Raw genomic sequence first — 23,120 nt, 5'->3', positions numbered from 1 at the left:
GAGCGGTAAATCTATTGTAGCAGCGCGTTGCGCTGCGTCGCTGGCTAAAGCCTGCTCTTACGAGGGATGGGGCACGACTCCATTGTAGGAGCCCAATTCCATTGGGCGATGGCGGCGATAGCCGCCCTTCGGTGGCGACGGCACTTTTGGTTGCCATCATCACCAACCCCAGCAGCGCGTTGCGCTGCATCGCTGGCTGAAGCCTGCTCCTACAAGGGATGGATGCAAGATTTCGTTGTTGTAGAGCCCGCTTCAGCGGTGGTCCGACAATTCGGCGAATGGCGCCTTCAGGCGCCCTGGCCAAGCCACCCGTCGCGAGCTAAAGCTCCGTCCCACAGGTGATAGCCAAGCTTAACTGATCGGCATTAAGCCGAGGCTGCCTTTTTACGTAGCAAGCGATACCTAGAACCACATCGCACCGAGCCAGCCAAAGGCGATCAGCGGCAGGTTGTAGTGGAGGAAGGTGGGCACCACGCTGTCCCAGATGTGGTCGTGCTGGCCGTCGACGTTGAGCCCGGAGGTTGGGCCAAGGGTCGAATCCGACGCGGGGGAGCCCGCATCGCCCAGGGCGGCGGCGGTGCCAACCAGTACCACCGTGGCCATGGGCGAAAAGCCAAACTGCACGGCCAGGGGCACGAAGATCGCAGCAATGATCGGAATGGTCGAAAACGACGAACCAATCCCCAGGGTGATGAAAAGCCCCACCAGCAGCATGGTCAGCGCCGCCAGGCCCCGGTTATCGCCGAAGAGCTCGAAGGCGCCACTGACCAGCGCATCGATATCGCCGGTCGCCTTCATTACCTCGGCAAAGCCCGCTGCGGAAATCATGATAAAACCAATCAGTGCCATCATGCGCATGCCGCTGGTGAACAGGTCGTCCGCTTCGCGCCACTTGAAGATGCCGCCCATCGAGAGAAGGCCGATGCCCACCAAACCGCCCAGAATCATCGAGCCGGTATAAAGCTGCAAGCCCAGTGCGGCGACGATGGCAACACCGGACATGATAAGCCCCTTCGCATGGGGTTTGGCCGGTGTAGCGCTTACCTGCGAGCTATTGGCCGCGACCTCTTTATCAGCGTAGCGGCGCTGGCCCCGGTAGCTGAAAAACAGGGCCACCAAAAGGCCCACCGCCATGCCCCCCACGGGAATGGCCATCGCCATGGGGACCATGGCCCGCGTGATCTCCAACCCCAGCGCTTCGCCGGCGCTGTTCAAATTGGCGAGCAGAATATCGTTGAGAAAAATCGCCCCAAACCCCACCGGTAACAACATATAGGGGGCGGTCAGGCCAAAGGTGAGCGCGCAGGCGATTGCACGGCGGTCGAGCTGAAGGCGGTTCATTAGCGCCAGCAGCGGCGGAATCAAAATGGGGATGAAGGCGATATGAACGGGAATGGCGTTTTGTGAGAAGATCGCCACCATCAGGATAGCGCCCAATAAAATGAACTTGACCCGGGTATGGTGCGCCGCGGTGGATTCCTTGCCCAAAAGTCGAATCAAGCGCTCGGCGAGCATATCGGGAAGCCCGGAGCGGGAAATCGCCACGGCGAACGCGCCCAGTGTGGCGTAGGCCAGCGCCACCTGGGCGCCACCGCCCACGCCGTCGTTGAACGCACCCAGGGTATCCTCCAGGGAGAGCCCACCCACCAGACCACCCACAATGGCGCCCGCCACCAGGGCGAAGACCACCGAGACACGTAAAAGCGACAGCGCCACCATGACGAGCACTGCAATAATCACTGCATTCATCGAGTTACCTAAAGCCTTGAAGGGTTTTGTGGACGTTGGTATTAGCGCTAAAGGTGACGAATATTAGCAGATGCCCACGGCTTTTAGCAGGCTAAATTCAGCGCCCGGTCCCGGCGTTACTCGCTACAACTTTAGTCACTAAGGCATTGCTGCTTTGCAACATCGGGCCTACTCTTTTTCGCTTGTCCACTCTATTAACAACAAAGGCCAAGACGCTCCCATGAGTATGCTGGCGATTATCGTTTCTCTTGTACTGTTGATGCTACTGGCCTATCGAGGTATCTCGGTACTGCTGTTGGCGCCGCTCATGGCATCACTTGCCGTGCTGCTTTCCGGCGATGGCGCCTTTTTGCTGCCGGTGTACACCGACACCTTCATGCAGGCGCTGGGCGGTTACGTCACCCAGTTCTTCCCGCTTTTTTTACTCGGCGCGCTTTTTGGCCAGCTAATGGCGGATTCCGGCGCGGCCCACTCGATCTCGAACGGTATCGTCAAGCGGCTGGGCACCCAGCACGTGGTACTGACCGTGGTCATGGCCTGCGCGGTACTGACCTACGGTGGCGTATCGCTGTTCGTGGTGGCGTTTGCGATCTACCCGATCAGCCGCGAGCTTTTCCGCGAGGCCAACGTGCCCAAGCGGCTCATTCCCGCTTCCATCGCACTTGGCTCGTTCACCTTTACCATGACCGCCCTGCCCGGCACACCGGCCATCCAGAACGCCATCCCCATTCCTTACTTTGGCACCAACAGCTTCGCAGCCCCAGGCCTTGGGGTGATCGGCGGGCTGATCATGCTGGGGCTGGGGATCGCCTATATTCAGTCGCGCGTGCACAAGGCCAAAGCAGCTGGCGAAGGCTACGGCGTACATACCGATAAAGAGACCGAAGAGCGCGCTGATGAAGCCACTCTCGCTACCATGGCACTGCCGCTTGCCCTGATCCCGCTGGTGATGGTGATCGGGCTGAACGCTTTATTTACCTACGGTGTGTTTCCCGCGCTGGATTTGAGTTTTATCGACGCCGCCTTCGAGAACGTCACCGCGGATAACCAGGCGGGCCTCTGGGCCATCCTGATTGCCCTATTGAGCGCCTCCGTTTGGCTGATGGTGACGCGCTGGCGCCACTGGGCCAATCTGAAAGCGACCGTCAACAAAGGGGTATTTGGCTCACTGTTGCCTATTTTCAACACGGCGTCCGAGGTGGGCTACGGCGCGGTGATCGCAAGTCTTGCTGGCTTTGCCATCATTCGCGACGCGGTCTTGAACGTCTCGCCCAACAATCCGCTGATTTCCGAGGCGCTTGCCATGAGCGTGCTGGCGGGTATCACCGGCTCCTCCTCCGGCGGGCTCTCGATTGCGCTGGAAACCCTGGGCGACGAGTATTTGGCCATGGCGCAGCAGGCGGGTATCGACCCGGAACTGATGCACCGGGTGGCAACGCTTGCCGCCGGCGGCATGGACACTCTGCCCCACTCCGGCGCGGTCATTACGCTTTTGGCCATCTGCGGGCTCACCCACCGCCAGTCCTACGCCAACGTGGCCATGGTCACTATCGTGCTGCCCGTCGCGGCACTGGCCAGTGTCATCACCCTGGGCACGTTATTGGGGAGCTTTTAGAACGCTTGATTCGAAAAGCTTGCTTCATATCAAACCCGCAACCCGCGCCCGCGTTAATATGGCCCAACGCGCCCTACCCAGTGTGACTTCATGCTTTTCGTTCTATCACTTTTGCACCAGCTCAAAAGCAGTCTGCGCGATCTTGCCCCGATCGTGCTCGTGATGGGCTTTTTCCAGCTCGTGGTCATTCGCCAGCCGCTGCCAGACACCATTGCCGTGGCGGACCTCGCGGTGGGCGTTGCCTGCGTACTGATTGGCCTGACGCTGTTTATCAAGGGGCTTTCATTGGGGCTTTTCCCCCTCGGCGAAAGCCTGGCCCATGCCTTCGTGAAAAAGGGCTCGATCATCTGGCTGATCGTTTTTGCCTTTGCCCTAGGGTTTGGCTCTACCGTGGCCGAGCCGGCGCTTATCGCCGTGGCCGCCCGGGCGGCGCTGGTACTTTCCGAAAGCGCCATGATCGACCCTGGCGCTCAGGCAAGCTTTGCGTTGACGCTTCGCCTGGTGGTGGCGGTGTCGGTCGGCGTGGCGGTGATTCTTGGCGTGGTGCGCATCATCAAGGGCTGGCGCTTGCCGCCGCTGATCATTACCGGCTACGTGCTGGTACTGCTGCTCACGCTGATCGCCCCGGAGGCGCTGATCGGGATTGCCTACGACTCCGGCGGTGTGACGACCTCGACCATTACCGTTCCGCTGGTCACCGCGCTGGGCGTAGGGCTTGCTTCCAGCATCAAGGGGCGTAACCCCATGCTCGATGGCTTTGGACTGATCGCGCTGGCCTCCATCATGCCCATCATCTTCGTGCTGGTATTCGGCATTCTAAGTCTGGGAATATCGGCAGGAGGCGTGCTATGACGATACTGCAAAGTCTCTGGAGTACGTCGATCGATATTGCGCCGATCATTTTGATCATTTTTGGCTTCCAGTTTGGCGTGATCCGCAAACCCATCAAGCGCCCGGCCCAGGTCGCCGTGGGCTTCATCATGGTATGGCTGGGGCTTGCGCTATTTTTGGTAGGTTTGGAAAGCGCGCTGTTTCCACTGGGCGAGCTCATGGCCATCCAGCTGACCGACCCGGACTTTCTTCCCGCGCTTTCGCCAGGGGCTACGCGCCACTGGTCCGACTATTACTGGGTCTACCTGTTCGCCTTCGCTATCGGCGCAAGCACCACCATTGCCGAACCCGCGCTCATGGCCGTGGCCCTCAAGGCGGGCGAGATTTCCGGCGGCACGCTCAACCCTTTGATGCTGCGTATCGCCGTCGCCCTGGGGATGGCCATGGGCATTACGCTCGGGGTTTGGCGTATCGTCATGGGCTTACCGCTTCACTGGTTCATTCTGGGCGCTTATTGTCTGGTGATCGTGCAAACACTACGCTCGCCGCGCGCCATCATACCGCTGGCCTTCGACTCCGGCGGGGTGACCACCTCGACCATTACCGTGCCGATCATCACAGCACTTGGCCTGGGGATCGCCGGCGCCATTCCCGGGCGCAGCCCGCTGGCGGACGGCTTTGGCATGATCGCCCTGGCGTGTCTGTTTCCCATCATGACCGTTATGGGCTACGCCCAGATCAGCCAGTGGCTTTATCGACGCAAAAGCGCTAAAAGCCGCTAGGCCAACCGTTAACAGCAGCGCGCAAAGGAGACTACCATGCGCTTCAAACTGATCGTCGCGTTAGTAGAAGACGAGTTGAGCGATAGAGTATTGAACGCCGCCCGCGAGGCCGGTGCGACGGGGGCGACCGTGATCAACAACGCCCGCGGCGAAGGCCATCACCCGGTGCATGGTTTTCTGGGTATGGAGATTACCGCTCAGCGCGATGTGCTGCTTTTTCTAAGCGAGGAGAGCGCAAGCCGGGCAATACTCGAAGCAATTGCCCGGGTGGGCGAATTCGATGAAACGCCGGGCACCGGGATCGCCTTTCAACTGGATGTAGAAGACGCGTTGGGCGTACAGAGCCAGATCAACTCCCTAACAGCAGGTGAAGGCAAGCGCTAAACCCTGGATGATCGCCCTGCCGTGAACGGCGCTAGAGGCCTTAGGGGTATGCTAGTATGCGCCGGGGCAGGCATTGGCCGGTAAAAGCCACGGGTAAACAATTTAGCCTTGGCTAACAATCGCCGGTGCGATACGCTAGCTTTATGACGCTGTTTCCATCTACTGCCAGTAAGTTTTGCCAATGAGTGATGACCAAACGCCGCAACGTCCACTACGAGGCGGCCATAGCAACGATGCGCTTCCGCCGGTGGAACAACACGCTCGGCAGTACGAAACGGTGCGCAACGCTCATGAAACCGAGCTGATTGAAGACTACGTAGAGCTCATTGGCGACTTGCTCGATCATCGCGGTGAAGCGCGGGCAGCGGATATCGCCAATCGCATGGCGGTAAGCCAGGCGACCGTTTCAAAAATGATCCGCCGTCTCAACGAGCTGGGCCTTGTCACCAGCCAGCCCTACCGCTCGCTCTTTTTGACCGAAGAAGGCAAGAAAATGGCGCAGACCTCCCGGGGCCGCCACGATGTCGTATTGCACTTTTTGCGCGCTTTGGGCGTGACCGACAGCACCGCCCGCATCGATGCCGAAGGTATGGAGCACCACGTCAGTGACGAAACCCTCGCCATTATGCAGCGCTTTACCGAGCAGCACCGCCGCTAGCCTACTGCTCTTTTCCCGCCAGTGCCGAAAGCCGGTTGACCTGTGTCAGTCGGCCGTTCCAGACCATCTCGATATGCGTGGTTTGCACGACACCTTTCACATGTCGTGGGGTCATTAGCGCCCAGCAGGTCGCCCCGGGATTTCGCACCGACCGGTAGCGAAGCCCTGGTTCCCGGGCCTGACGAAGTTCTCTCCCCAGTACGCGGGAAGCACGGTAGCTGTTCGGGTCATAGACCGGATGGTCCTGTTCAAGGGCGAGCCCATCGCGGCAATTTTTCTCATCGAACGTGCAGCGCAGTCCTCGAAACACGAAGCGTTCATAATGAAGCGCGGGTACTTTCTCCCAATAGGCCTGCTGATGGTGGCTTACCTCGGCGATTGCCGTGGCTAACGTATCCGCGATATAAAGCACGCCAAAATGCCCGTCGCTAAAGCGCGAACCATCCGGATTGACGTGGGTAAATGCCCCGGCGGCGTAGGAACACCCGCGAATCCCGAAGGGAATCTCCTCTGCGGGGAGCAGCGCCAAATCACCCAACTCGTTGCGAATGCGGGGGTTGGTCAGCGCCTGAAGCTTGAAAAGCGCTTCGAACTCATCTGCATCGGCCACGTCGTCGAAAAGTGCAATCGGCGGGAATTTGCTATTGATCAGCCGGTAGCCTTCGACCCGATTGGGTTCGCACTGCGCCAGCACCTCGACCGCTACCACTGGGCGCCTCGCAGGCTATCGATGCGCTTGAAAGTTTCGTAAAGCGCGGCGAAGTCGCCACTTGCGATCACCTCGAGCGGCGTACGCCCGTTAAAGTAAGGGTTATGATTGGCCATGGAGACAAACCCGTAGATGTTCTCCGGGTTTTCAAACAGGGTACGCAGCGCCGCATGTATATTGAGCAGATAGCTGATGCGGGTGAGCTGGTCGCTGTCGAGCTTGATTTCGGCAAGCTCCCCACGCCGCGCGCGGGCGTAGGTCGAGTGCGAAACACGTAGAATCGCTTCGCCTTGCTCACCACTTGCCTGCCATTTATCCAGAATGCGAACCGCGGCCTTCAAACCGACCGCGGCGGCGGCTTTGTTGTTCGCTAACTCAGGTGCTGTTTGCATGACCATCCTCAACTATTATTTACAAATACTAATCCTTTAATAAAGTATCTGCAAATATATCGAGACGCTGTTTAGGGTTACTCACGCAGACTTACCTTTCGCGCCATGCCAACCCGGCCTACCACCCGGCAGTTTGAGAATAGCGCCAGCAGCACCATAAGGCTAAAAAACCCTCTGAAAAGCGTTCTCATGACGATCCTTAATCAAAGGCGTTAATGACACTTTAAAGAAGTGGCGGCGCGCGCGCTTCAACGAACGAGAATATAAAGATATAAAAGAGAAAAACCGAAGTTAAAAATATCGCGTTGACTTAATTTTAAAAACCGGTAAATAACTCAAGTTAAGAAAACAGGCTAATTAATTTAAAATTCACATCCAAAACAATATAAGCGTATCGTCTTTCAATAACCTAAATTAACTAATTCTTTTTATTTATTAAGGAATAATTGATATGCGAACTTTCTTTTTTAATAACATACATTAAGCAAACAACTTTATTCGGCAAAGAATAGAACTACTCGATGACCTCTATTTCTGCATCAAGACAGTCATACAACTCTCAATATATTTAACACTTACTAACGGAGCCGTCACATCGCATAAGGCCCACCATGACGGGCTTTAATCCCCAAAAAGGCCGCTCACACATATCGATTAATCGACTCGAAATGGCGTTAAAATGCGACTCGTATCGATCGACACCAGGCCATCAAAATAACTCGCCCAACCAATAATCGTCCTAACCGTTTTCCCAACTCGGTTCGTGACAAGCCTTGAAAATATTAAAAATCAATACCACCATGTAGCCAATCTTTTATCGAAACTATAAATATAAGAATAAATTAATTCATTGATAGCTGAACGACTAGCATGCTCAACCTTTGAGATGAGCATGCTGACTTTTACCGGTAACTTTAGATATATAAAATAAAGCAATTCATCAAACAAGGAGTAGCAGGGAACATGAAGATTAGTATTTTCGGTTGTGGCTATGTGGGCCTCGTAACGGGCGCTTGCTTGGCCGATGTCGGTCATGAAGTTATCTGCGTCGACGTCAACCCGGATACCGTATCCAGTCTGCAAGCAGGTAAGGTAACGATTTTTGAACCGGGCCTGGAGCGCCTGATTCACGAGAACCAAGCCGCTGGGCGCTTGAATTTCACCACGGATGCGGCAGAGGCGGTCAAATTTGGCTCGCTACAATTCATCGCGGTGGGCACCCCTTCCGACGAAGATGGCAGTGCCGATCTTCAGTACGTACTCAAGGTCGCCCAGACGATCGGCCAGCACATGGATGACTACACGGTTATCGTCGACAAATCAACCGTGCCCGTAGGTACCGCCACTCAGGTGGAGCATGCGGTGGCTGCCGAGCTCGAAAAGCGAGGCCTCACGCTGGATTTCGACGTTTGCTCAAACCCGGAGTTTCTCAAGGAAGGGGCAGCGATCGAAGACTTCTCGCGCGGTTCTCGTATTATCGTCGGTACCGAATCCGAGCGCGTCAAGGACGCCATGCGGGAGTGTTACGGCCCTTACAATCGTCAGCGCGACAAGCTGATGTTCATGGGTGTGCGCAGCGCCGAATTGACCAAATACGCGGCCAATGCCTTGCTTGCGACCAAGATAAGCTTCATCAATGAAGTCGCCAACCTCGCCGAGCACTTGGGCGCCGAGATCGAAGAGGTTCGCAATGGGATCGGGTCCGACCCGCGCATTGGTTACAGCTTCATCTACCCCGGCTGTGGCTACGGTGGTTCCTGCTTCCCCAAAGATGTCAGGGCACTTGCCAATACCGCCGACGACATCGGCCAGCCCGCTCATGTCATCAAGGCAGTGGAACAGGTCAATACGCGCCAGAAGAGCACGCTGTTCGACAAACTCTCTCAGGCCCTGGATGGTCAACTGGCGGGCAAAACCATCGCCTTGTGGGGGCTTGCCTTCAAACCTAACACCGATGATATGCGAGAGGCCCCCAGCAGGACCTTGATAGAAGCCTTGTGGGACGCTGGCGCGCGCGTACAGGCGTATGACCCGGAGGCCAGCAACGAGTGCCGTCGCCTCTACGGTGAGCGCGATGATCTGATTCTTGCCGAGCAACGCGACGATACGTTGGAAGGCGCTCATGCGCTGGTAATCTGCACCGAGTGGAGAGCCTTTCGCACCGTCGACTTCTCGCGACTGCGCAACACGTTACTCGAACCCGTCGTCATCGATGGGCGCAATCTTTTCAATCCCGATACCGTCAAAGCGGCAGGGCTTGCCTACTACGCCATTGGCCGGGGTGACTCCGTACGCGCCGTCCAAGCTTGAGGCCTTCAATGTTCGCTAATCGCCACAAGCATTCCTCGGCCAGCCGTATAACGGAACTAACCACCTTCCTGTTCGGTTTGGCCCTGCTCGTCTTCGCCATTAGTCAATTGCCGGCCGATGTCCTCTCGCCCGAGTCGGAAAGCTTCTTTTTCATCATCGGCGCGATTGCCATCTGGCGCTACTCCTGGTGGGCGGTACAGGCTGTTCGCTCGCTTTTGTACAACCGGGTCGTCTTTCCGAGCTTGCGTGCCGAAGCGGACGAAGCCGGACGCCACGACAAGCCCTCTGAGCTGTACGTGCTTTGCACCTCTTATCGTATCGATGAGCGTGTCAACTTTCAGGTCTACGATGCCTTAATACGGGAAGCCCATCAATACGGGGTCCCAACGACGATTTTCGCGTCTGTTTCGGATCGTACCGACGTGGATATCATCACGCACGTTCTGGAAGACAATGACTGGCCACAGAACATCAACGTGCGTTACATGTTTCAGAAAGGAGACGGCAAGCGTTCGGCCATGGCCGAGGTGTTGCGGGCGATCTCCAGGAGCATGCCCACGCCGGGGTCACTGTTGATTTCGATGGACGGCGATATCCTCATCGAGCCCGACACCTTGTCACGCACGGTTTCCTTCTTTCTTGCCCAGGACGATCTGGGGGCGCTGACGACCAACAACCGTGCCCAGGTAACGGGCGATGACGTCACTCGGGAGTGGTACGACCTACGCTATGCACAGCGCCATCTAATGATGAGTTCGATGTCGATCTCCCGGCGCCTACTGGTCCTCACAGGCCGCTACAGCGTTTTTCGCACCGACCTCGCCATTCAGCCGGACTTCATCGAACTGATCGAGAACGACCATGTCGATCACTGGCGATTTGGTAGTTTCAAGTTCCTGTCGGGTGACGATAAGTCCTCTTGGTATTGGCTGCTGAAAAACGGCTGGTCAATGGTCTACGTTCCCGATGTTTTTGTCACGGGATTCGAGGAGCTGCCCAACCGGCACCGCTTCTTTGCATCATCTACCGATTTGATGCGGCGGTGGTTTGGCAACATGCTGCGCATCAGCAATCGCGCAATCGCCCTGGGCCCGCGCCCCATGGGGATGTTCCCTTGGTGGAGCCTGGTCGACCAGCGCATCTCCATGTGGACCACCCTGGTAGGCCCAACGGTGGTCATCCTAGTCACGCTTTTCATACGCCCCTCGTTTTTCTTCACTTACGTGCTTTGGATCATGTTTACCCGTGGCATTGCCGTGTCGATTCTGGCGTGGCAACGCGGGCGGTTCAGCTGGCTTTGGATTCCGCTGATTTATTACAACCAGGTGTGGGGCGCGATCCTCAAGACCTATGTCAGCTTTCGCTTCAATCGTCAGCAATGGTCGCGCCAGGGCATCTCGGCGGGCGAACCGGACGATCCGGTCGCGGTGCGCAAACAGCGACGCATCGGCCATGCGTTGCATGGTCTCTTCTATGGCGCGCTTCTCCTCATCCTGGTGCTCTCGACCGGCGACACGCTGCTTCCGGATCGGGCTTCGATGCATATCGCCATCGATCAGCTATGGGGGGCAGGCAATGACGCCCAGTAATCCGATCCAGTAGATGCCTACTGACTATTTCTTATAAAAGGCGACCTGAGCAAGGTGTCGACGACTCATCCCTGACGCAAGGAACAATCTACGGATGCAAGATGATCATTCAAAAGCTGCCCACGGTTGGCACGAACCCACTCTCGGCGAACAGCAAAATCGGACGAACCAGGATGCATCCTCAGAACGTGTCAATCAAGAAAATGAACGCATGACCCAGGACAACTCACTCCAACATGAGAAGCGCGACGAAAGGGGCTATATCCGGGTTCCGACCATGTTTCGCGTAGTCCTCGCCGATAGCGATACCGAGCTTGACGGCAACGATGTCTCCCTGGGCGGCTTTTCTGCCCAAAGTAGCCGTGCGTTTGAGCCTGGCGAGCGTGTTGACGCGTCACTGATCATGGCAGCGGGCAGCTTTGACGTCATTGTGGCGGCCAAGGCCGAATGCCTTGACACCACTCCCCGAAAGAGTGGCAAGGGATTCGATGTCAGATTCAAGTTCACCGAGATGGACCCGCAGCATCAGGAGTCGCTACGTCAAATCATTCGCAGCTGGTTGAGTGGCCGTGCGCCCAATATCGAAGGCCAGATGGCCAGCGAAGACCCACAGACGCCACGCAAGCGTCAGGCCACCAGAACAACGCCCTCCAAGCGCGCACCCAAGCCTATCGGGCGCTACATTCTCCTGTTTCTTGCGATCGCCTTGTTGGTGTTGGTAGGTGCAGCGACCGCCTATCGTAATTTCGTCTTGATCGAGCCAAGCTTCGCCGCTGTAACGGCACCGCGCATCGATATCCGCGCCCCTAGCCCCGGCATACTTGGCGAGCACGACTTAAACGCGGGGGACCGGGTCGAGCGTGACCAGCTATTGACCAACGTGGTCGACAGCGATCTCGAATCGGACCTGATTTTGGCAGAAGCCGCCATCAGCTATAACGATCGACTGATCGAGAACCTGCGAGGCTCTCTCGAGCAGAATGCCCAAGAGATCAGTCTGGCCAACTCCGCACGGCCAGCCAGCGGTGACACGACCACCTTCGAGACAGTCTCGCCGGCGATCGCCGAGGCCCGTATCGAACAGTTCGAGCAGGTACGCGATTACGAGAACTCGCGCATCGCCGCTCTCAAAGGCGTTCAGGCCAGCAACGAGATATACAGCCCCTGCAACTGCCTCGTTGCCTGGGCGCTGAGTAGTGCCGCGGGCGTTTACATCAACGAGAGCGACCCGATCATGACCTTGGTGCGTACCGATGAAGGTGACGTGATGGTCGAGGCGCTGGTGCACATGGATGACATTAGCCGCATCCAGCCCAATCAGCAGGCCTACGTCACGCTGCCCAATGCCACTCAGCCGATTCGCGCTCAGGTGCGCAACGTCGCCCTTGATATCGAATCGCAGCCCCGGGCCGGTTTCCCCAGCTGGGTACGCCAGCAGCAAAACATGGCCAGTGTACTGCTATTTCCCGAGGAGCCTTTGCCGCCAGAAAGCGTGGGCCAGCCGATCGACGTTCGCTTTAGCGAAACACAGCTGCTGAGTATCGCCTCAGAAAAGACATGGCAAGGCGTGAACTGGATCTCGCAGACAAGCCACGACCTCTATGACACGATCCGGGATGAAATCAACCACTACTGGAACGATACCGATGCCGTCAACACTGAAGGGTAAATACTCAAAGCCATTTAACGGGTTACGATACACGCCTCTACTAGTGAGTGTGCTGGCGCTGCTGCCGTTTTCGGCAAGCCAAGCTGACCAGGCCGAAAATGCCGTGCTCAGCACCCCCCAGGAAGCGCCCTGCTCTCAGCGCTACGCCCTGACGGAAGCCCCGAGCCTGGCGCCCACCGAAGACGCCTATAACGCCATTCGTCAGGCGTTCGATACCACACGACACTGGGGTACCGAAGAGAACGTGGCGTACCTGGCCTCCCAGGACAACGGCCTGAATGAAGCAGGACTGCGTGTTCGCTATCCCGCGGGCAGCTCCTCACCCGGGGAAAAGCCTCTCGGTGGCGCCGGCTTCTACAGCGACCCCGCTTCGTTTCAAAACGTCGAGCGCGCCTGTTTGAGCTACAAGCTGCGTTTCCCTGCTGACTTCGATTTCGTAAAAGGCGGCAAATTGCCGGGGCTTTATGGCGGTGACGCCCCCTCCGGCGGTGATAACGTCGATGGCGAACACGGTTTCTCCATGCGCTTGATGTGGCGCGAGGAAGGTAAAGGCGAGCTTTACCCTTACGTGGTCGACTTCGAGGGAGAATCGGTCGGTCGCGGCTATTGGCGTTACCCGACCGGCTCATGGGTCACCATCGAACAGGAAATTCAACTCAACGACCCTGAACATGAAAACGGTGTGGCTCGGATCTGGATAGACGGTCAGCCCGTGCTTGAACAGAAAAACATCGTCTTTCGTACCACGCCGGATATCACCATCGATGGTTTGATGTTTTCCACTTTCTTTGGTGGCACGGGAGAAGGCTGGCGCACGCCCCGCGACCAGTACGTGGATTTTGCCGAGTTCCGCTTCTATACCCCAGGAGCTTGAGCGCGAGCCGTCACGCTTTCGGAGCAATAATGATCATGCCTCTTGGCTTAGCAAAAGGGCGTTCCGCCCGGTTTCTATTTGCATTGCCCGTTGCCCTGGTGGCAATGGGTAGTACCGCTTTATCGGCTAGTGTGAACCTGGACGAGACGCTCTCTACTGAAGAGCGGCAAAACCTTGACCTTTCCGACTATCGTGTCACTGATACCAACGCCAGTTATTTTGACGTAGAAGCACGTATGGCGCTGCTCGAGCAAACCGACAGCACTATTTTGCTCCAGTTGAAAGACGAGTTCTCGATGGGCCCCAGTTGCCGTCAAAAAATCAACGTAGAGCCCATCACCACCCGGGGCGCGATACCCGGTTTCTATCCCAATCCTGCAGAATGGAAGGTGGCGACCAGGCCACTATTCGCCTTCGAGGATAGCGTATCGGAGCTTGCCGGTGCGTTCGTGGCCAGTGGCGATATTTACTACGGCGAATGCCTGGTGCATTACTTGCACCACTGGGCCGAGGCCGAAGCCATGACGGACTTCGTCTATGAATCGTCGGAGCCGCAAACCTGGTTTGCCTCCGAATCGATGCTGTTCGCGGCGGGCATGGCTTACTCTATCGTGCGCCCTTACATCGACGGCCTAGAGCAAGAAAGGGATATCATTGAACAATGGTTGCAGCGCTTGGCCCTGGAGCACTCGGCAGTTCCAGGCTTTGTGCAGGAGAGTTGCTGTAACAACCATTTATATCGTCGCGCGCTTTACGCCACCATGATTGGCGTTCTGGTCGAAGACAACGACCTGTTTCGTTTTGGTGTGGGGGCCATTTATTCGGCTTTAAACGACATGACCGAGGAAGGCGCCCTCCCCCTCGAGGTGCGCCGCGGACGACGCGCTACTCACTACCAGAACTACGCACTCAATTATCTCATCCCCAATATGCAGATCATCCATCGCCAAGGCTATGACATCTTCAATCTGGAGTATGAGAACAGCACCATTCAGGAAGGCGTCGACTACCTGCTCAAGATCCTTAACGACCCCGAAGCATTGGGCGATTACGCGCCCCGCGAACAGTACACCGGTTTTTTGCGTGACCCTCAGTACTTCACATGGATGGAGATCTACCTTTCGCAATTCGACCATCCGGATATGGCCAGTTTCATTACTCGGTTACGGCCTACCTACAATCGCAGCGCAGGAGGCCCCGTCACTCTTTACTTCATGGACCCCGACGCCCAAGAGCATATCCACATGGACGAGCAGCGTCAGGATACCGAGGCTTTTCGGGGTCTGGGCAACTAAACAGTCACCACGCTACATAAGAACAGTAGGGAGCATATGAAGAGGACAACGATCAAGATGCCATACAGACCTACGCTGCAGCTGGCCGCAGCGTTAACCTTGTCAGCATGGCTTGCTGGCTGCGCCGTCACCACCGAGAAGGCGCCTGTCGGAGAACATGCAGGCCCCGTTCCTGCCCACTATGTCGGCTGGTTCTCCAATGCGTCAGAAGTCGATACGGGCGGCTCGGATTGGGAGAGAATCAACCTCGCCCAGGAGCGCATCGAAGAGGGCCGCTTTGATGAGGCCATCGCGTACCTGGACCCCTTGATGGAGCGCTATGTGCCGCCGGCTTTTTACGAGGTAGCCAAGCTTTATGAACAAGGACTCGGCGTCGAACAGGATTACACCGAGGCGGCACGCCTTTATGGCGAGGCCATTAACCGGCCTTCCTCGACCCGTGGTCATGCCTCGCTCAACCTCGCACAGCTCTATCGAGAGGGTCGTGGCGTAGAACGTAACGACGTGCTCGCCTATCATCTGCTTTGGCAGGCCAAAGAGGCCAACCTCGACCGGACAGCGGAAGTCGACCTTGCCGCCCTGCTGTCCGAAGGCGGCGAAGGCGTGCAAGCGGACCCTGAACTGGCCCGCGAGCTATACGAGCAAGAGGCTTCTCAAGATAAGGAACAGGCGCTGCAGGCATTGGCCCAAGCGCACGCACCCGGCGGTTGGTTAGAAGAAGACACCGCACGGTCGATGGATTACGCCAAGCGTTACGCCAGTAAGCTCGAGGTCAACGCAAGCCAGGGCGATGTCGACGCCATGTTTCAGTTGGCATCGCTCTACTCCTCGGACGGCCTGCTCAGTGACCAATCCGATCAGGGCATCCAGTGGTTGCAGCAAGCGGCCCAACTGGGTGATCTTGAAGACCGGGCCCGGGCTGGGCAGGCGCTGGCCAACGCCGGCGAATACCGGTTGGGCATCTCGTTATTGGAAGAGCCCGCACGCCAGGGTAACGTCGAAGCAATGACCTACCTTGGCCTGGCGCTGTTGACGCCCGGAAGCGATGGTCGACCCTCGGCGCCGGATCGCGCTGAACGGTGGCTGAGCGAGGCCGTCCAAGCGGGCTCCAACGATGCTCGGGTGATTCTCGGTCGCGCCCTCGTCGAAGGCCAGGCAGGCCTTGACGACCTACCCCGCGGCATTGATCTGCTCGAACAAGCGGCCGGAAATGACGACCCGCTGGCCCTGGCCCAGCTTGGTGCGTTGTACATGGATGACGAGCGGGTCGAAAGCCAACCTACCGTCGCCGCGGACTATCTGGAGCGCAGCCATGAACTGGGCCACCCATGGGCGACCCAGCAACTCGGCGCCGCCTACCTGGAGGGCCGGGGCGTGACAAGAGACCCCGAACGCGCCAAAACGCTACTCCAGGAGGCGGTCGCGCAAGGCCAGACCGGCGCCATGCGTCTGCTTGGTGAGGCCTACCTGGCCGGCGATGTCTTGCCCTCACGGCCTGATCGAGGCCAGGAGCTGCTGACACGCGCCGTCCAGAGCGGCGACACCACCGCGATGACCATCCTCGGCGAAGCCTATCTCGACGGCGCGCTGCCAGGCGATGCGTCCCAGGGCATTCGACTGATCACCCAGGCCGCCGAACAGGGGGATGGCTATGCCATGGTATTGCTGGGTCGTGCCTATCGAGAAGGAAACGGCGTCCGGCGCGATCTCTACGAGGCCAGGCGGTGGCTGACCCGAGCGCAGGAGGCAGGCCACCCCTCCGCCGCCGACGCCCTCGCCTACGTGCAGCGCGACCTGGGGGCCGAAGGCGATATCGAGGCGCTCATCGCCGCCGCCCGAAGTGGGCAGCCCAGCGCCATGGCCAACCTTGGTCGCGCCTATCTCGAAGGTAATGGGGTGGAGCAAGACCAGGCGCAGGCCGAGCGCTGGCTAGAGCAAGCCCACCAGGCAGGCCATGCCGGCGCCGGGGCAACCCTTGGCCGCATGTATCTCGAGCGGGGCGAAAGCGCGCGAGGTATCGACTACCTGGAAACCGCCGTCTCCAGAGGCCATGCGGGCGCCCGCCAGGATCTGGGGGAAGCCTACTTGACCGGCTCACACACCGAGCAAGATGTGGCGCGGGGCCTTGAACTGCTCAACGAGGCGGCCGCCTCCGGCGCTACCCATGCCGCCTACGTGCTGGGCGATGCCTACCAGCACGGTGACGTGGTCGAACAGGATGCAGAGCTTGCCGAGCGCTGGTATCGACAGGCCAGTGATGCAGGCGCCCTCTATGCACGCGCCGAACTGGGTGTTGCTTATATGCGTGGTCAGGGTGCTATCGGCCAGGATGTACCGAAAGGCCATGAGCTACTCCTGGACGCCGCCAATCGAGGTCACGCGGGCGCCCAGGCATCGCTTGGCCGTGAATACCTCAACGGGGACAACATAGAGCAGGATGTCGATCGGGGTGCCAGCTACCTCTATGAGGCGGCAAGCCAGGGACACCGCACTGCTCGCCTCGCCCTGGCCAGGGCCTATCTCCTGGCGCGGGGCTTCGAGAACCCCAATCAGCAGCAAGCATTGCTATGGCTCGATAACCTGATCGATAACGAGGGCCAGCTGGCCGTCGAAACGCTACGCCAATTGCTAACGGATGAGGCCGCGTTTGCCTCCATCGATAATGAACTGGAAACCGTCTTTGAAGATTGAGACGTTAACGTGCTCACCCAATCGTTAGAAATGGCACGACATACGGTTTTGGGCTTCGATGAATAACCTTGTGTGCGATCGCGTAAAGCGTTTCGCCGATCGCACACAAAGACGTTGCCAATGTACGGATAAGCGTCACGAGGGCGTTCTAGCGCCAAGGATCGAGGTCTTGATAACGGGGGGGGGAACGTCAGAAATGGAGGCGGCCCCAAAAGCCACATCCCGGCACACGCATCCACCGCTACCGTTGCTCCCTTCCGGGCCTGGCGGGGTTTGCAGTTTCGCGTTGCGGGAGGACCTAAGGGGCCACCATAGCGATAAAGCCTTGGCGTGCTAGCTTTATCGTGCGCGATGTGGTGGCTACGCCCTGATTTGAACAGGGGACCCCATCATTATGAGTGATGTGCTCTAACCAGCTGAGCTACGTAGCCTTTGCCTCATCAGCGGGTGCAGATTATGCCCACCTTGATGACAAAAGGCAAGCCATAACGGCCTGCCTTTTACACTAAATGTTTAAAATCACGGGCACTTCTGCTTTTTGCGCTGCAAAAATATTAGAGCGCCTGACGAACAGCGGGCAACGCTTCGTCGCCTTCGCGCGTGGTGACGCCTTCGAGCCACTGCTCGAGAACGTCGTCGTGCTCGGCAAGGTACGCCCGGGCCGCCTCGCGGGGGTCCGTGCCTTCATCCATGATCTCGGCCATCAATTGGTTTTCCATTTCGAGCGTGAACGTCATGTTGCCTAAAAGCTCGCCCACGTTGGGGCACTCTTCGATAAAGCCGGCCCGGGTATTGGTGTGCACCGTTGCCCCGCCCAGGTTCGGGCCGAAGTAGTCGTCGGCGTCAGAAAGGTACGCCATATCGAAGTTGGTGTTCATGGGGTGCGGCTCCCAACCCAAAAACACCATCCACTCTTCGTTGGGCACGCGCGTGTTGAGCTCGGAGAGCATACCCGCCTCGCTGGAATCGACGACCTGCCATTCACCCAAGCCATAGGCGTCGTCTTCGATCATCTGCTCGATCATTTCGTTACCGTCATTACCGGCTTCGATACCGTGAATGCGGGAATCGAACCGTTCGGCGTTTTCGGCCAGGTCCTCGACCGAGGTCACCCCGGCGTCATAAACATACTGCGGAACGGCCAGGGTGTACTTTGCCCCTTCCAGGTTCGCCACCAGGCGCACCACATCACCGTCTTCAACGTAGGGGTCGCTAATGGAGGCCATGGAGGGCATCCAGTTACCCAAAAATACGTCGAAGTCGTTATTACGCATACCGGCATACGCAATCGGCACCGATACCGTATCGACCCGGGGCTCGTAGCCCAGCGCGTCGAGCACTTCGCTTGCCATGGCGGTGGTCGCGGTAATATCGGTCCATCCCACTTCGGCGAAACGTACGGTCGTGCACTCATCGGCCATCGCGGCGGCGGGCAGTGCGGTCAGCACTACAAGCGCGCTCCATTTAGCCTTGTTTGCGTAGCTCATGACTTATCTCCTGATGGGTGAGGTTCTTAGCGTAGTAGCGTTGGGGGGCGTTGGTCACTTCGTTTTTATTGATTGAACGTTCAATTAATAAATGCCACGATACTCAGGTGACCATGCCCCAACGGGAATTTCAAGACGAAGCTTTGGGGCTTTCACGAGTTTCACCGTTAAAAGCGCCGGTCTAAATCGTCATCCAGGAGGTCATCGTGCCCAAAGTGGGAATGGAGCCAATACGCCGTCAGCAGTTAATCGAGGCCACCATGACCGCGATCGACGAAGTTGGCCTCGCTGAGGTCACTATCCTGCGTATCGCCCGCCATGCGGGGGTATCCGCGGGCATTATCAGCCACTACTTCGGCGGCAAGGACGGCCTTTTGGAAGCCACCATGCGCCAGATTTTGACCGACCTGAGCCAGGCGGTCGCCAAACGGCGCCGGGCACTGACCGAGCGTAGTGCTCGCGCACATATCGGCGCGATCATCGAAGGTAACTTCGACCGCTCTCAGGTCAGTGGCCCCGCGGCTAAAACCTGGCTGGCGTTTTGGGCCAGCAGCATGCACCGCCCGGCGCTTGCTCGCCTACAAAACGTCAACGACCGGCGACTTTACGCCAACCTGTGCAGCCAGTTTCTTAAAGCAATGCCCCGGGCGCAGGCGCAAAACGCCGCGCGCACCCTAGCCGCTTTGATCGACGGGCTTTGGCTACGCGGCGCCCTTACCCCGGATGGGCTCGACGTCGAAAGCGCCCGGGACCTGGCGCTGGCCCAGCGAGACCGCCTACTTGGCCTACCCCACTGATTCGATAGCGCCCTACCTGCAGGAGTCTTCCATGAACGTGCATCCCACCGGCCCTCTATATATCAACGGTCGTATGAAAGAGGCTTCCTCCGGCGAAGTCTTTAGCGTTACCAACCCGTTCGATGGCGCAACGCTTGCCACCATTGGTCAGGCAAGCCAGAGCGACGTGGATAGCGCCGTCGAGGCGGCCCAAATGGGTCAACGCGTCTGGGCGGCCATGACCGGCATGGAGCGCGCGCGGATTTTACTGCGCGCGGTGGCGCTGCTGCGTGAGCGTAACGACGAGCTCGCTGAACTGGAGACGCTCAACACCGGCAAGCCGATCAGCGAGACATCGAGCGTCGATATCGTCACCGGCGCCGATGCGCTGGAGTACTACGCGGGCCTGGCCCCGGCGATCGAAGGCAGTCAGATTCCGCTTCGCGAAAGCTCCTTCGTTTATACACGGCGTGAGCCGCTGGGTGTTATCGGCGCGATTGGCGCCTGGAACTACCCGATTCAAATCGCCTGCTGGAAAGCCGCCCCGGCACTCGCCGCGGGTAACGCCGTAGTCTTCAAGCCAAGCGAGATCACCCCGCTCACGGCCATCAAACTGGCGGAAATCTTGACCGAAGCGGGTCTGCCCGACGGCGTTTTCATCGTGGTGCAGGGCGATGGTCGCGTGGGTGCGATGCTGACCGAGCACCCGGGGATCGCCAAAATTTCGTTCACCGGCGAGGTCGAGACCGGCAAGAAGGTAATGGCCGCCGCCGGGGGCTCCACCCTCAAAGACGTCACCATGGAGCTTGGCGGCAAGTCGCCGCTCATCGTCTTCGCGGATGCCGAGCTTGATCGCGCCGCCGATGCTGCAATGATGGCGAACTTCTACTCCAGCGGCCAGGTATGCACCAACGGCACGCGGGTCTTCGTCGAGCGCTCGGTCAAAAAAGCGTTCGAAGCCAAACTACTCGAGCGCGTCGCGCGTATCCGCGCCGGCGACCCGCTCACCCCCACGGTCAACTTCGGCCCACTGGTAAGCTTCGAGCACCAAAAGAAGGTGCTCGCCTACATCGCGCTTGGCAAACAGGAAGGCGCGCGGGTACTGGCAGGCGGCAGCGCCTGGGATCACGAGCCGTTCACAAAAGGCGCCTGGGCGGTACCGACCATTTTCACCGACTGCACCGATGACATGCGCATCGTCCAGGAGGAGATCTTTGGCCCGGTGATGTCGGTGCTTGGTTTCGATGACGAAGACGAGGTCATTCGCCGCGCCAACGATACCGCTTACGGGCTGGCGGCGGGGGTTTTCAGCGAACGGCTCAGCCAGGCCCACCGGGTGATTCACCAGCTGCAGGCGGGTATTTGCTGGATCAACACCTGGGGCGACTCCCCTTCCCAGATGCCGGTCGGCGGCTATAAGTCCTCGGGCATCGGCCGTGAAAACGGGGTCGAAACGCTTAACCACTATACCCAGCTCAAATCGGTGCAGATCGAGATGGGGCCGTTCGAGTCGGTGTTTTGAATACGGCGTTTTAATCCTGCTTCGTTACTCGACTTTCGGGAGGTATGCATGGCTTGGCAACGCGAATTTGACTACATCATCATCGGTGCGGGCTCGGCGGGCAACGTGCTGGCCACACGCTTGACCGAAGACGACGGCGTCAGTGTGCTGCTGCTGGAAGCGGGCGGGCCGGACTACCGCCTCGATTTTCGCACTCAGATGCCGGCCGCCCTCGCGTTTCCGCTTCAGGGCAAGCGCTACAACTGGGCGTTCGAGACCGACCCGGAGCCCTATATGGATAACCGGCGCATGGAGTGCGGTCGTGGCAAGGGCCTGGGCGGGTCGTCGCTGATCAACGGCATGTGCTATATCCGGGGCAACGCCCTGGATTACGACCACTGGGCGAAAGAGCCGGGCCTTGCAGAGTGGGACTACCTGAGCTGCCTGCCCTATTTCAAAAAATTCGAAACCCGAGACACCGGTGCAAGCCCCTATCACGGTGACAACGGCCCGGTCAGCATCACCACGCCGGGGCCGGGCAATAACGTGCTCTACCGCACCTTCATCGAGGCGGCCAAACAGGCGGGCTACCCGGAGACCGAGGACGTCAATGGTTACCAGCAGGAAGGCTTTGGCCCGATGGACCGCTTCGTCACCCCCAAAGGGCGGCGCGCCTCCACCGCCCGTGGCTATTTGGACATCGCCAAAAAACGCGCCAACCTGGCCATCGAAACCCACGCGCTGACCGATGTGATCGAGTTCGAAGGCAAGCGCGCCGCGGGCGTTCGCTATCGGCAAAAAGGCGAAGAGAAACGCGTGCGCGCCAAGTGCGAAGTACTATTGTGCGGCGGCGCCATCGCCTCGCCGCAGATACTCCAGCGCTCCGGCGTAGGCGACCCGGCACTTTTGAAAGCCCTGGATATCCAGGTCGTTCACGCCCTGCCCGGCGTCGGCAAGAACCTACAGGACCACCTGGAGATGTACATTCAGTACGAATGCAAAGAACCGATTTCGCTTTACCCAGCGCTCAAATGGTACAACCGGCCCAAAATCGGCGCCCAGTGGCTCTTCAAGGGTACCGGGGTTGGCGCCAGCAATCAGTTCGAGGCCTGCGGGTTCATTCGCTCCAGGGAAGAAGAAGCCTGGCCCAACCTGCAATACCATTTTCTCCCCATCGCTATCAGTTACAACGGCAAAAGCGCGGTTCAGGCCCACGGCTTTCAAGCCCACGTCGGCTCGATGCGCTCGCAAAGCCGCGGGCGTATTCAGGTGCGTTCGAAAGACCCCACCGCCTCGCCCAGTATCCTGTTCAACTACATGTCCAAAGAGAAGGACTGGGAGGAGTTTCGCGACGCTATTCGGCTGACCCGGGAGATCATCGCCCAGCCGGCGTTCGACCGCTACCGTGGTCGGGAAGTCGCCCCGGGGGTAGACACGCAAAGCGATGCGGCGCTGGACCGGTTCATCAAGGAGCACGCCGAAACCGCCTATCACCCCTGCGGCAGTTGCCGGATGGGCGAAGGGGACGATGCGGTGACCGACGGTCAAGGCCGGGTCCACGGCATCGAAGGGCTGCGCGTGGTCGATGCCTCGCTGTTTCCGCTGATTCCGACCGGCAATCTCAACGCGCCGACGATCATGCTGGCCGAGAAAATCGCCGACCGTATTCGCGGCCGCGCCCCGTTGCCGCGGGAAAACGTCGGCTACTTCGTGGCCGGTAACGCCCCGGCCAGGCAACGAGCCGAACGATTACCCTGCTGATACCTGCTTGGCTCGCCTGCGCGCCCTTCTTAAGCTTGCCTATCCAC

The 23,120-nt window shown here is 58.6% G+C and carries 18 protein-coding genes, 1 tRNA gene and 1 other RNA gene; 14 read left to right on the top strand and 6 right to left on the bottom strand.

Going from position 1 to position 23,120, the window contains the following annotated elements; translation table 11 throughout:
- Positions 1-402 precede the first annotated feature (402 nt).
- A complete protein-coding gene (locus ACWHRL_RS08410; RefSeq protein WP_447896000.1) occupies positions 403-1,749 on the bottom strand; it encodes a Na+/H+ antiporter family protein in 1,347 nt (448 codons plus the stop codon).
- 220 nt (positions 1,750-1,969) lie between these two features.
- Here ACWHRL_RS08410 and ACWHRL_RS08405 point away from each other — a divergent pair, with 220 nt between their 5' ends.
- The 5 genes from ACWHRL_RS08405 to mntR all read left to right on the top strand — a co-directional run bounded on the left by ACWHRL_RS08405 (position 1,970) and on the right by mntR (position 6,019).
- The gene (locus ACWHRL_RS08405) at positions 1,970-3,364 is read left to right on the top strand and encodes a GntP family permease (protein WP_447895999.1); all 1,395 of its coding nucleotides are present in this window, start codon (positions 1,970-1,972) and stop codon (positions 3,362-3,364) included.
- A gap of 90 nt (positions 3,365-3,454) precedes the next feature.
- A complete protein-coding gene (locus tag ACWHRL_RS08400; RefSeq protein WP_447895998.1) occupies positions 3,455-4,216 on the top strand; it encodes a DUF1538 family protein in 762 nt (253 codons plus the stop codon).
- Complete coding sequence (locus ACWHRL_RS08395; RefSeq protein ID WP_447528753.1) at positions 4,213-4,977, top strand: DUF1538 family protein; 765 nt, start codon at positions 4,213-4,215, stop codon at positions 4,975-4,977. Before ACWHRL_RS08400 ends, ACWHRL_RS08395 begins: the two co-directional genes overlap by 4 nt.
- Positions 4,978-5,013: 36 nt before the next feature.
- The gene (locus ACWHRL_RS08390) at positions 5,014-5,361 is read left to right on the top strand and encodes a P-II family nitrogen regulator (protein WP_447528752.1); all 348 of its coding nucleotides are present in this window, start codon (positions 5,014-5,016) and stop codon (positions 5,359-5,361) included.
- Positions 5,362-5,542: 181 nt separating this feature from the next.
- Positions 5,543-6,019, top strand: coding sequence for a manganese-binding transcriptional regulator MntR (gene mntR / locus ACWHRL_RS08385; protein WP_447528751.1), 477 nt, complete (start codon positions 5,543-5,545; stop codon positions 6,017-6,019).
- A 1-nt stretch (position 6,020) separates the two neighbouring features.
- Here mntR and ACWHRL_RS08380 read toward each other — a convergent pair whose 3' ends face one another.
- Positions 6,021-6,728 (bottom strand): RES family NAD+ phosphorylase, encoded by a 708-nt coding sequence (locus tag ACWHRL_RS08380; RefSeq protein WP_447895997.1) that lies wholly within the window; start codon positions 6,726-6,728, stop codon positions 6,021-6,023.
- Complete coding sequence (locus ACWHRL_RS08375) at positions 6,722-7,120, bottom strand: antitoxin Xre-like helix-turn-helix domain-containing protein (RefSeq protein ID WP_447528749.1); 399 nt, start codon at positions 7,118-7,120, stop codon at positions 6,722-6,724. The genes ACWHRL_RS08380 and ACWHRL_RS08375 overlap by 7 nt, the downstream gene beginning before the upstream one ends.
- Before the next feature lie 963 nt (positions 7,121-8,083).
- Between ACWHRL_RS08375 and ACWHRL_RS08370 the strand changes: the two genes are divergently transcribed.
- The 6 genes from ACWHRL_RS08370 to ACWHRL_RS08345 all read left to right on the top strand — a co-directional run bounded on the left by ACWHRL_RS08370 (position 8,084) and on the right by ACWHRL_RS08345 (position 17,548).
- Positions 8,084-9,430 (top strand): UDP-glucose dehydrogenase family protein, encoded by a 1,347-nt coding sequence (locus tag ACWHRL_RS08370; RefSeq protein ID WP_447895996.1) that lies wholly within the window; start codon positions 8,084-8,086, stop codon positions 9,428-9,430.
- Between the two features lie 8 nt (positions 9,431-9,438).
- Positions 9,439-11,019, top strand: a complete 1,581-nt coding sequence (locus ACWHRL_RS08365) for a glycosyltransferase (protein ID WP_447895995.1) — start codon at positions 9,439-9,441, stop codon at positions 11,017-11,019.
- Between the two features lie 94 nt (positions 11,020-11,113).
- Positions 11,114-12,688, top strand: a complete 1,575-nt coding sequence (locus ACWHRL_RS08360) for an HlyD family efflux transporter periplasmic adaptor subunit (RefSeq protein WP_447895994.1) — start codon at positions 11,114-11,116, stop codon at positions 12,686-12,688.
- 43 nt (positions 12,689-12,731) lie between these two features.
- Positions 12,732-13,562 (top strand): polysaccharide lyase, encoded by an 831-nt coding sequence (locus ACWHRL_RS08355; RefSeq protein WP_447895993.1) that lies wholly within the window; start codon positions 12,732-12,734, stop codon positions 13,560-13,562.
- 29 nt (positions 13,563-13,591) lie between these two features.
- Positions 13,592-14,857, top strand: a complete 1,266-nt coding sequence (locus ACWHRL_RS08350) for an alginate lyase family protein (protein WP_447895991.1) — start codon at positions 13,592-13,594, stop codon at positions 14,855-14,857.
- A 99-nt stretch (positions 14,858-14,956) separates the two neighbouring features.
- On the top strand, positions 14,957-17,548 hold the full coding sequence (locus ACWHRL_RS08345; RefSeq protein WP_447895989.1) for a tetratricopeptide repeat protein: 2,592 nt from the start codon (positions 14,957-14,959) through the stop codon (positions 17,546-17,548).
- Between the two features lie 206 nt (positions 17,549-17,754).
- On the opposite strand, the gene ffs is transcribed toward ACWHRL_RS08345, so the two are convergent.
- The 3 genes from ffs to ACWHRL_RS08330 form a co-directional block, all read right to left on the bottom strand.
- An RNA gene (ffs, locus tag ACWHRL_RS08340) (signal recognition particle sRNA small type) lies at positions 17,755-17,851 on the bottom strand.
- A 51-nt stretch (positions 17,852-17,902) separates the two neighbouring features.
- A tRNA-Met gene (locus ACWHRL_RS08335) sits at positions 17,903-17,979 on the bottom strand.
- A gap of 123 nt (positions 17,980-18,102) precedes the next feature.
- Complete coding sequence (locus ACWHRL_RS08330) at positions 18,103-19,035, bottom strand: choline ABC transporter substrate-binding protein (RefSeq protein WP_447895987.1); 933 nt, start codon at positions 19,033-19,035, stop codon at positions 18,103-18,105.
- A gap of 206 nt (positions 19,036-19,241) precedes the next feature.
- Here ACWHRL_RS08330 and betI point away from each other — a divergent pair, with 206 nt between their 5' ends.
- Genes betI through betA form a run of 3 tightly spaced genes read left to right on the top strand, consistent with a single transcriptional unit; the run spans position 19,242 to position 23,073 of the window.
- Entirely contained in the window at positions 19,242-19,832 is a 591-nt protein-coding gene (gene betI / locus ACWHRL_RS08325; RefSeq protein ID WP_447895986.1) for a transcriptional regulator BetI, read from the top strand.
- Between the two features lie 31 nt (positions 19,833-19,863).
- Positions 19,864-21,333, top strand: coding sequence for a betaine-aldehyde dehydrogenase (gene betB / locus ACWHRL_RS08320; protein ID WP_447895985.1), 1,470 nt, complete (start codon positions 19,864-19,866; stop codon positions 21,331-21,333).
- 48 nt (positions 21,334-21,381) lie between these two features.
- Positions 21,382-23,073 (top strand): choline dehydrogenase, encoded by a 1,692-nt coding sequence (betA, locus tag ACWHRL_RS08315; protein ID WP_447895984.1) that lies wholly within the window; start codon positions 21,382-21,384, stop codon positions 23,071-23,073.
- Positions 23,074-23,120 lie beyond the last annotated feature (47 nt).

It is taken from the genome of Vreelandella sp. GE22 (assembly GCF_968212445.1).
Note: the sequence above shows the minus strand (reverse complement) of the source record. Positions and strands in the feature narration are given on the sequence as shown.

Excerpts from the sequence above, each read along its gene's own strand:
- ACWHRL_RS08410 (WP_447896000.1), bottom strand. The coding sequence starts at position 1,749 with ATGAATGCAGTGATTATTGCAGTGCTCGTCATGGTGGCGCTGTCGCTT.
- ACWHRL_RS08330 (WP_447895987.1), bottom strand. The coding sequence starts at position 19,035 with ATGAGCTACGCAAACAAGGCTAAATGGAGCGCGCTTGTAGTGCTGACC.
- ACWHRL_RS08405 (WP_447895999.1), top strand. The coding sequence starts at position 1,970 with ATGAGTATGCTGGCGATTATCGTTTCTCTTGTACTGTTGATGCTACTG.
- ACWHRL_RS08395 (WP_447528753.1), top strand. The coding sequence starts at position 4,213 with ATGACGATACTGCAAAGTCTCTGGAGTACGTCGATCGATATTGCGCCG.
- ACWHRL_RS08375 (WP_447528749.1), bottom strand. The coding sequence starts at position 7,120 with ATGCAAACAGCACCTGAGTTAGCGAACAACAAAGCCGCCGCCGCGGTC.
- ACWHRL_RS08365 (WP_447895995.1), top strand. The coding sequence starts at position 9,439 with ATGTTCGCTAATCGCCACAAGCATTCCTCGGCCAGCCGTATAACGGAA.
- mntR (WP_447528751.1), top strand. The coding sequence starts at position 5,543 with ATGAGTGATGACCAAACGCCGCAACGTCCACTACGAGGCGGCCATAGC.
- ACWHRL_RS08370 (WP_447895996.1), top strand. The coding sequence starts at position 8,084 with ATGAAGATTAGTATTTTCGGTTGTGGCTATGTGGGCCTCGTAACGGGC.
- ACWHRL_RS08400 (WP_447895998.1), top strand. The coding sequence starts at position 3,455 with ATGCTTTTCGTTCTATCACTTTTGCACCAGCTCAAAAGCAGTCTGCGC.
- betA (WP_447895984.1), top strand. The coding sequence starts at position 21,382 with ATGGCTTGGCAACGCGAATTTGACTACATCATCATCGGTGCGGGCTCG.
- ACWHRL_RS08390 (WP_447528752.1), top strand. The coding sequence starts at position 5,014 with ATGCGCTTCAAACTGATCGTCGCGTTAGTAGAAGACGAGTTGAGCGAT.
- ACWHRL_RS08350 (WP_447895991.1), top strand. The coding sequence starts at position 13,592 with ATGATCATGCCTCTTGGCTTAGCAAAAGGGCGTTCCGCCCGGTTTCTA.
- betB (WP_447895985.1), top strand. The coding sequence starts at position 19,864 with ATGAACGTGCATCCCACCGGCCCTCTATATATCAACGGTCGTATGAAA.
- ACWHRL_RS08360 (WP_447895994.1), top strand. The coding sequence starts at position 11,114 with ATGCAAGATGATCATTCAAAAGCTGCCCACGGTTGGCACGAACCCACT.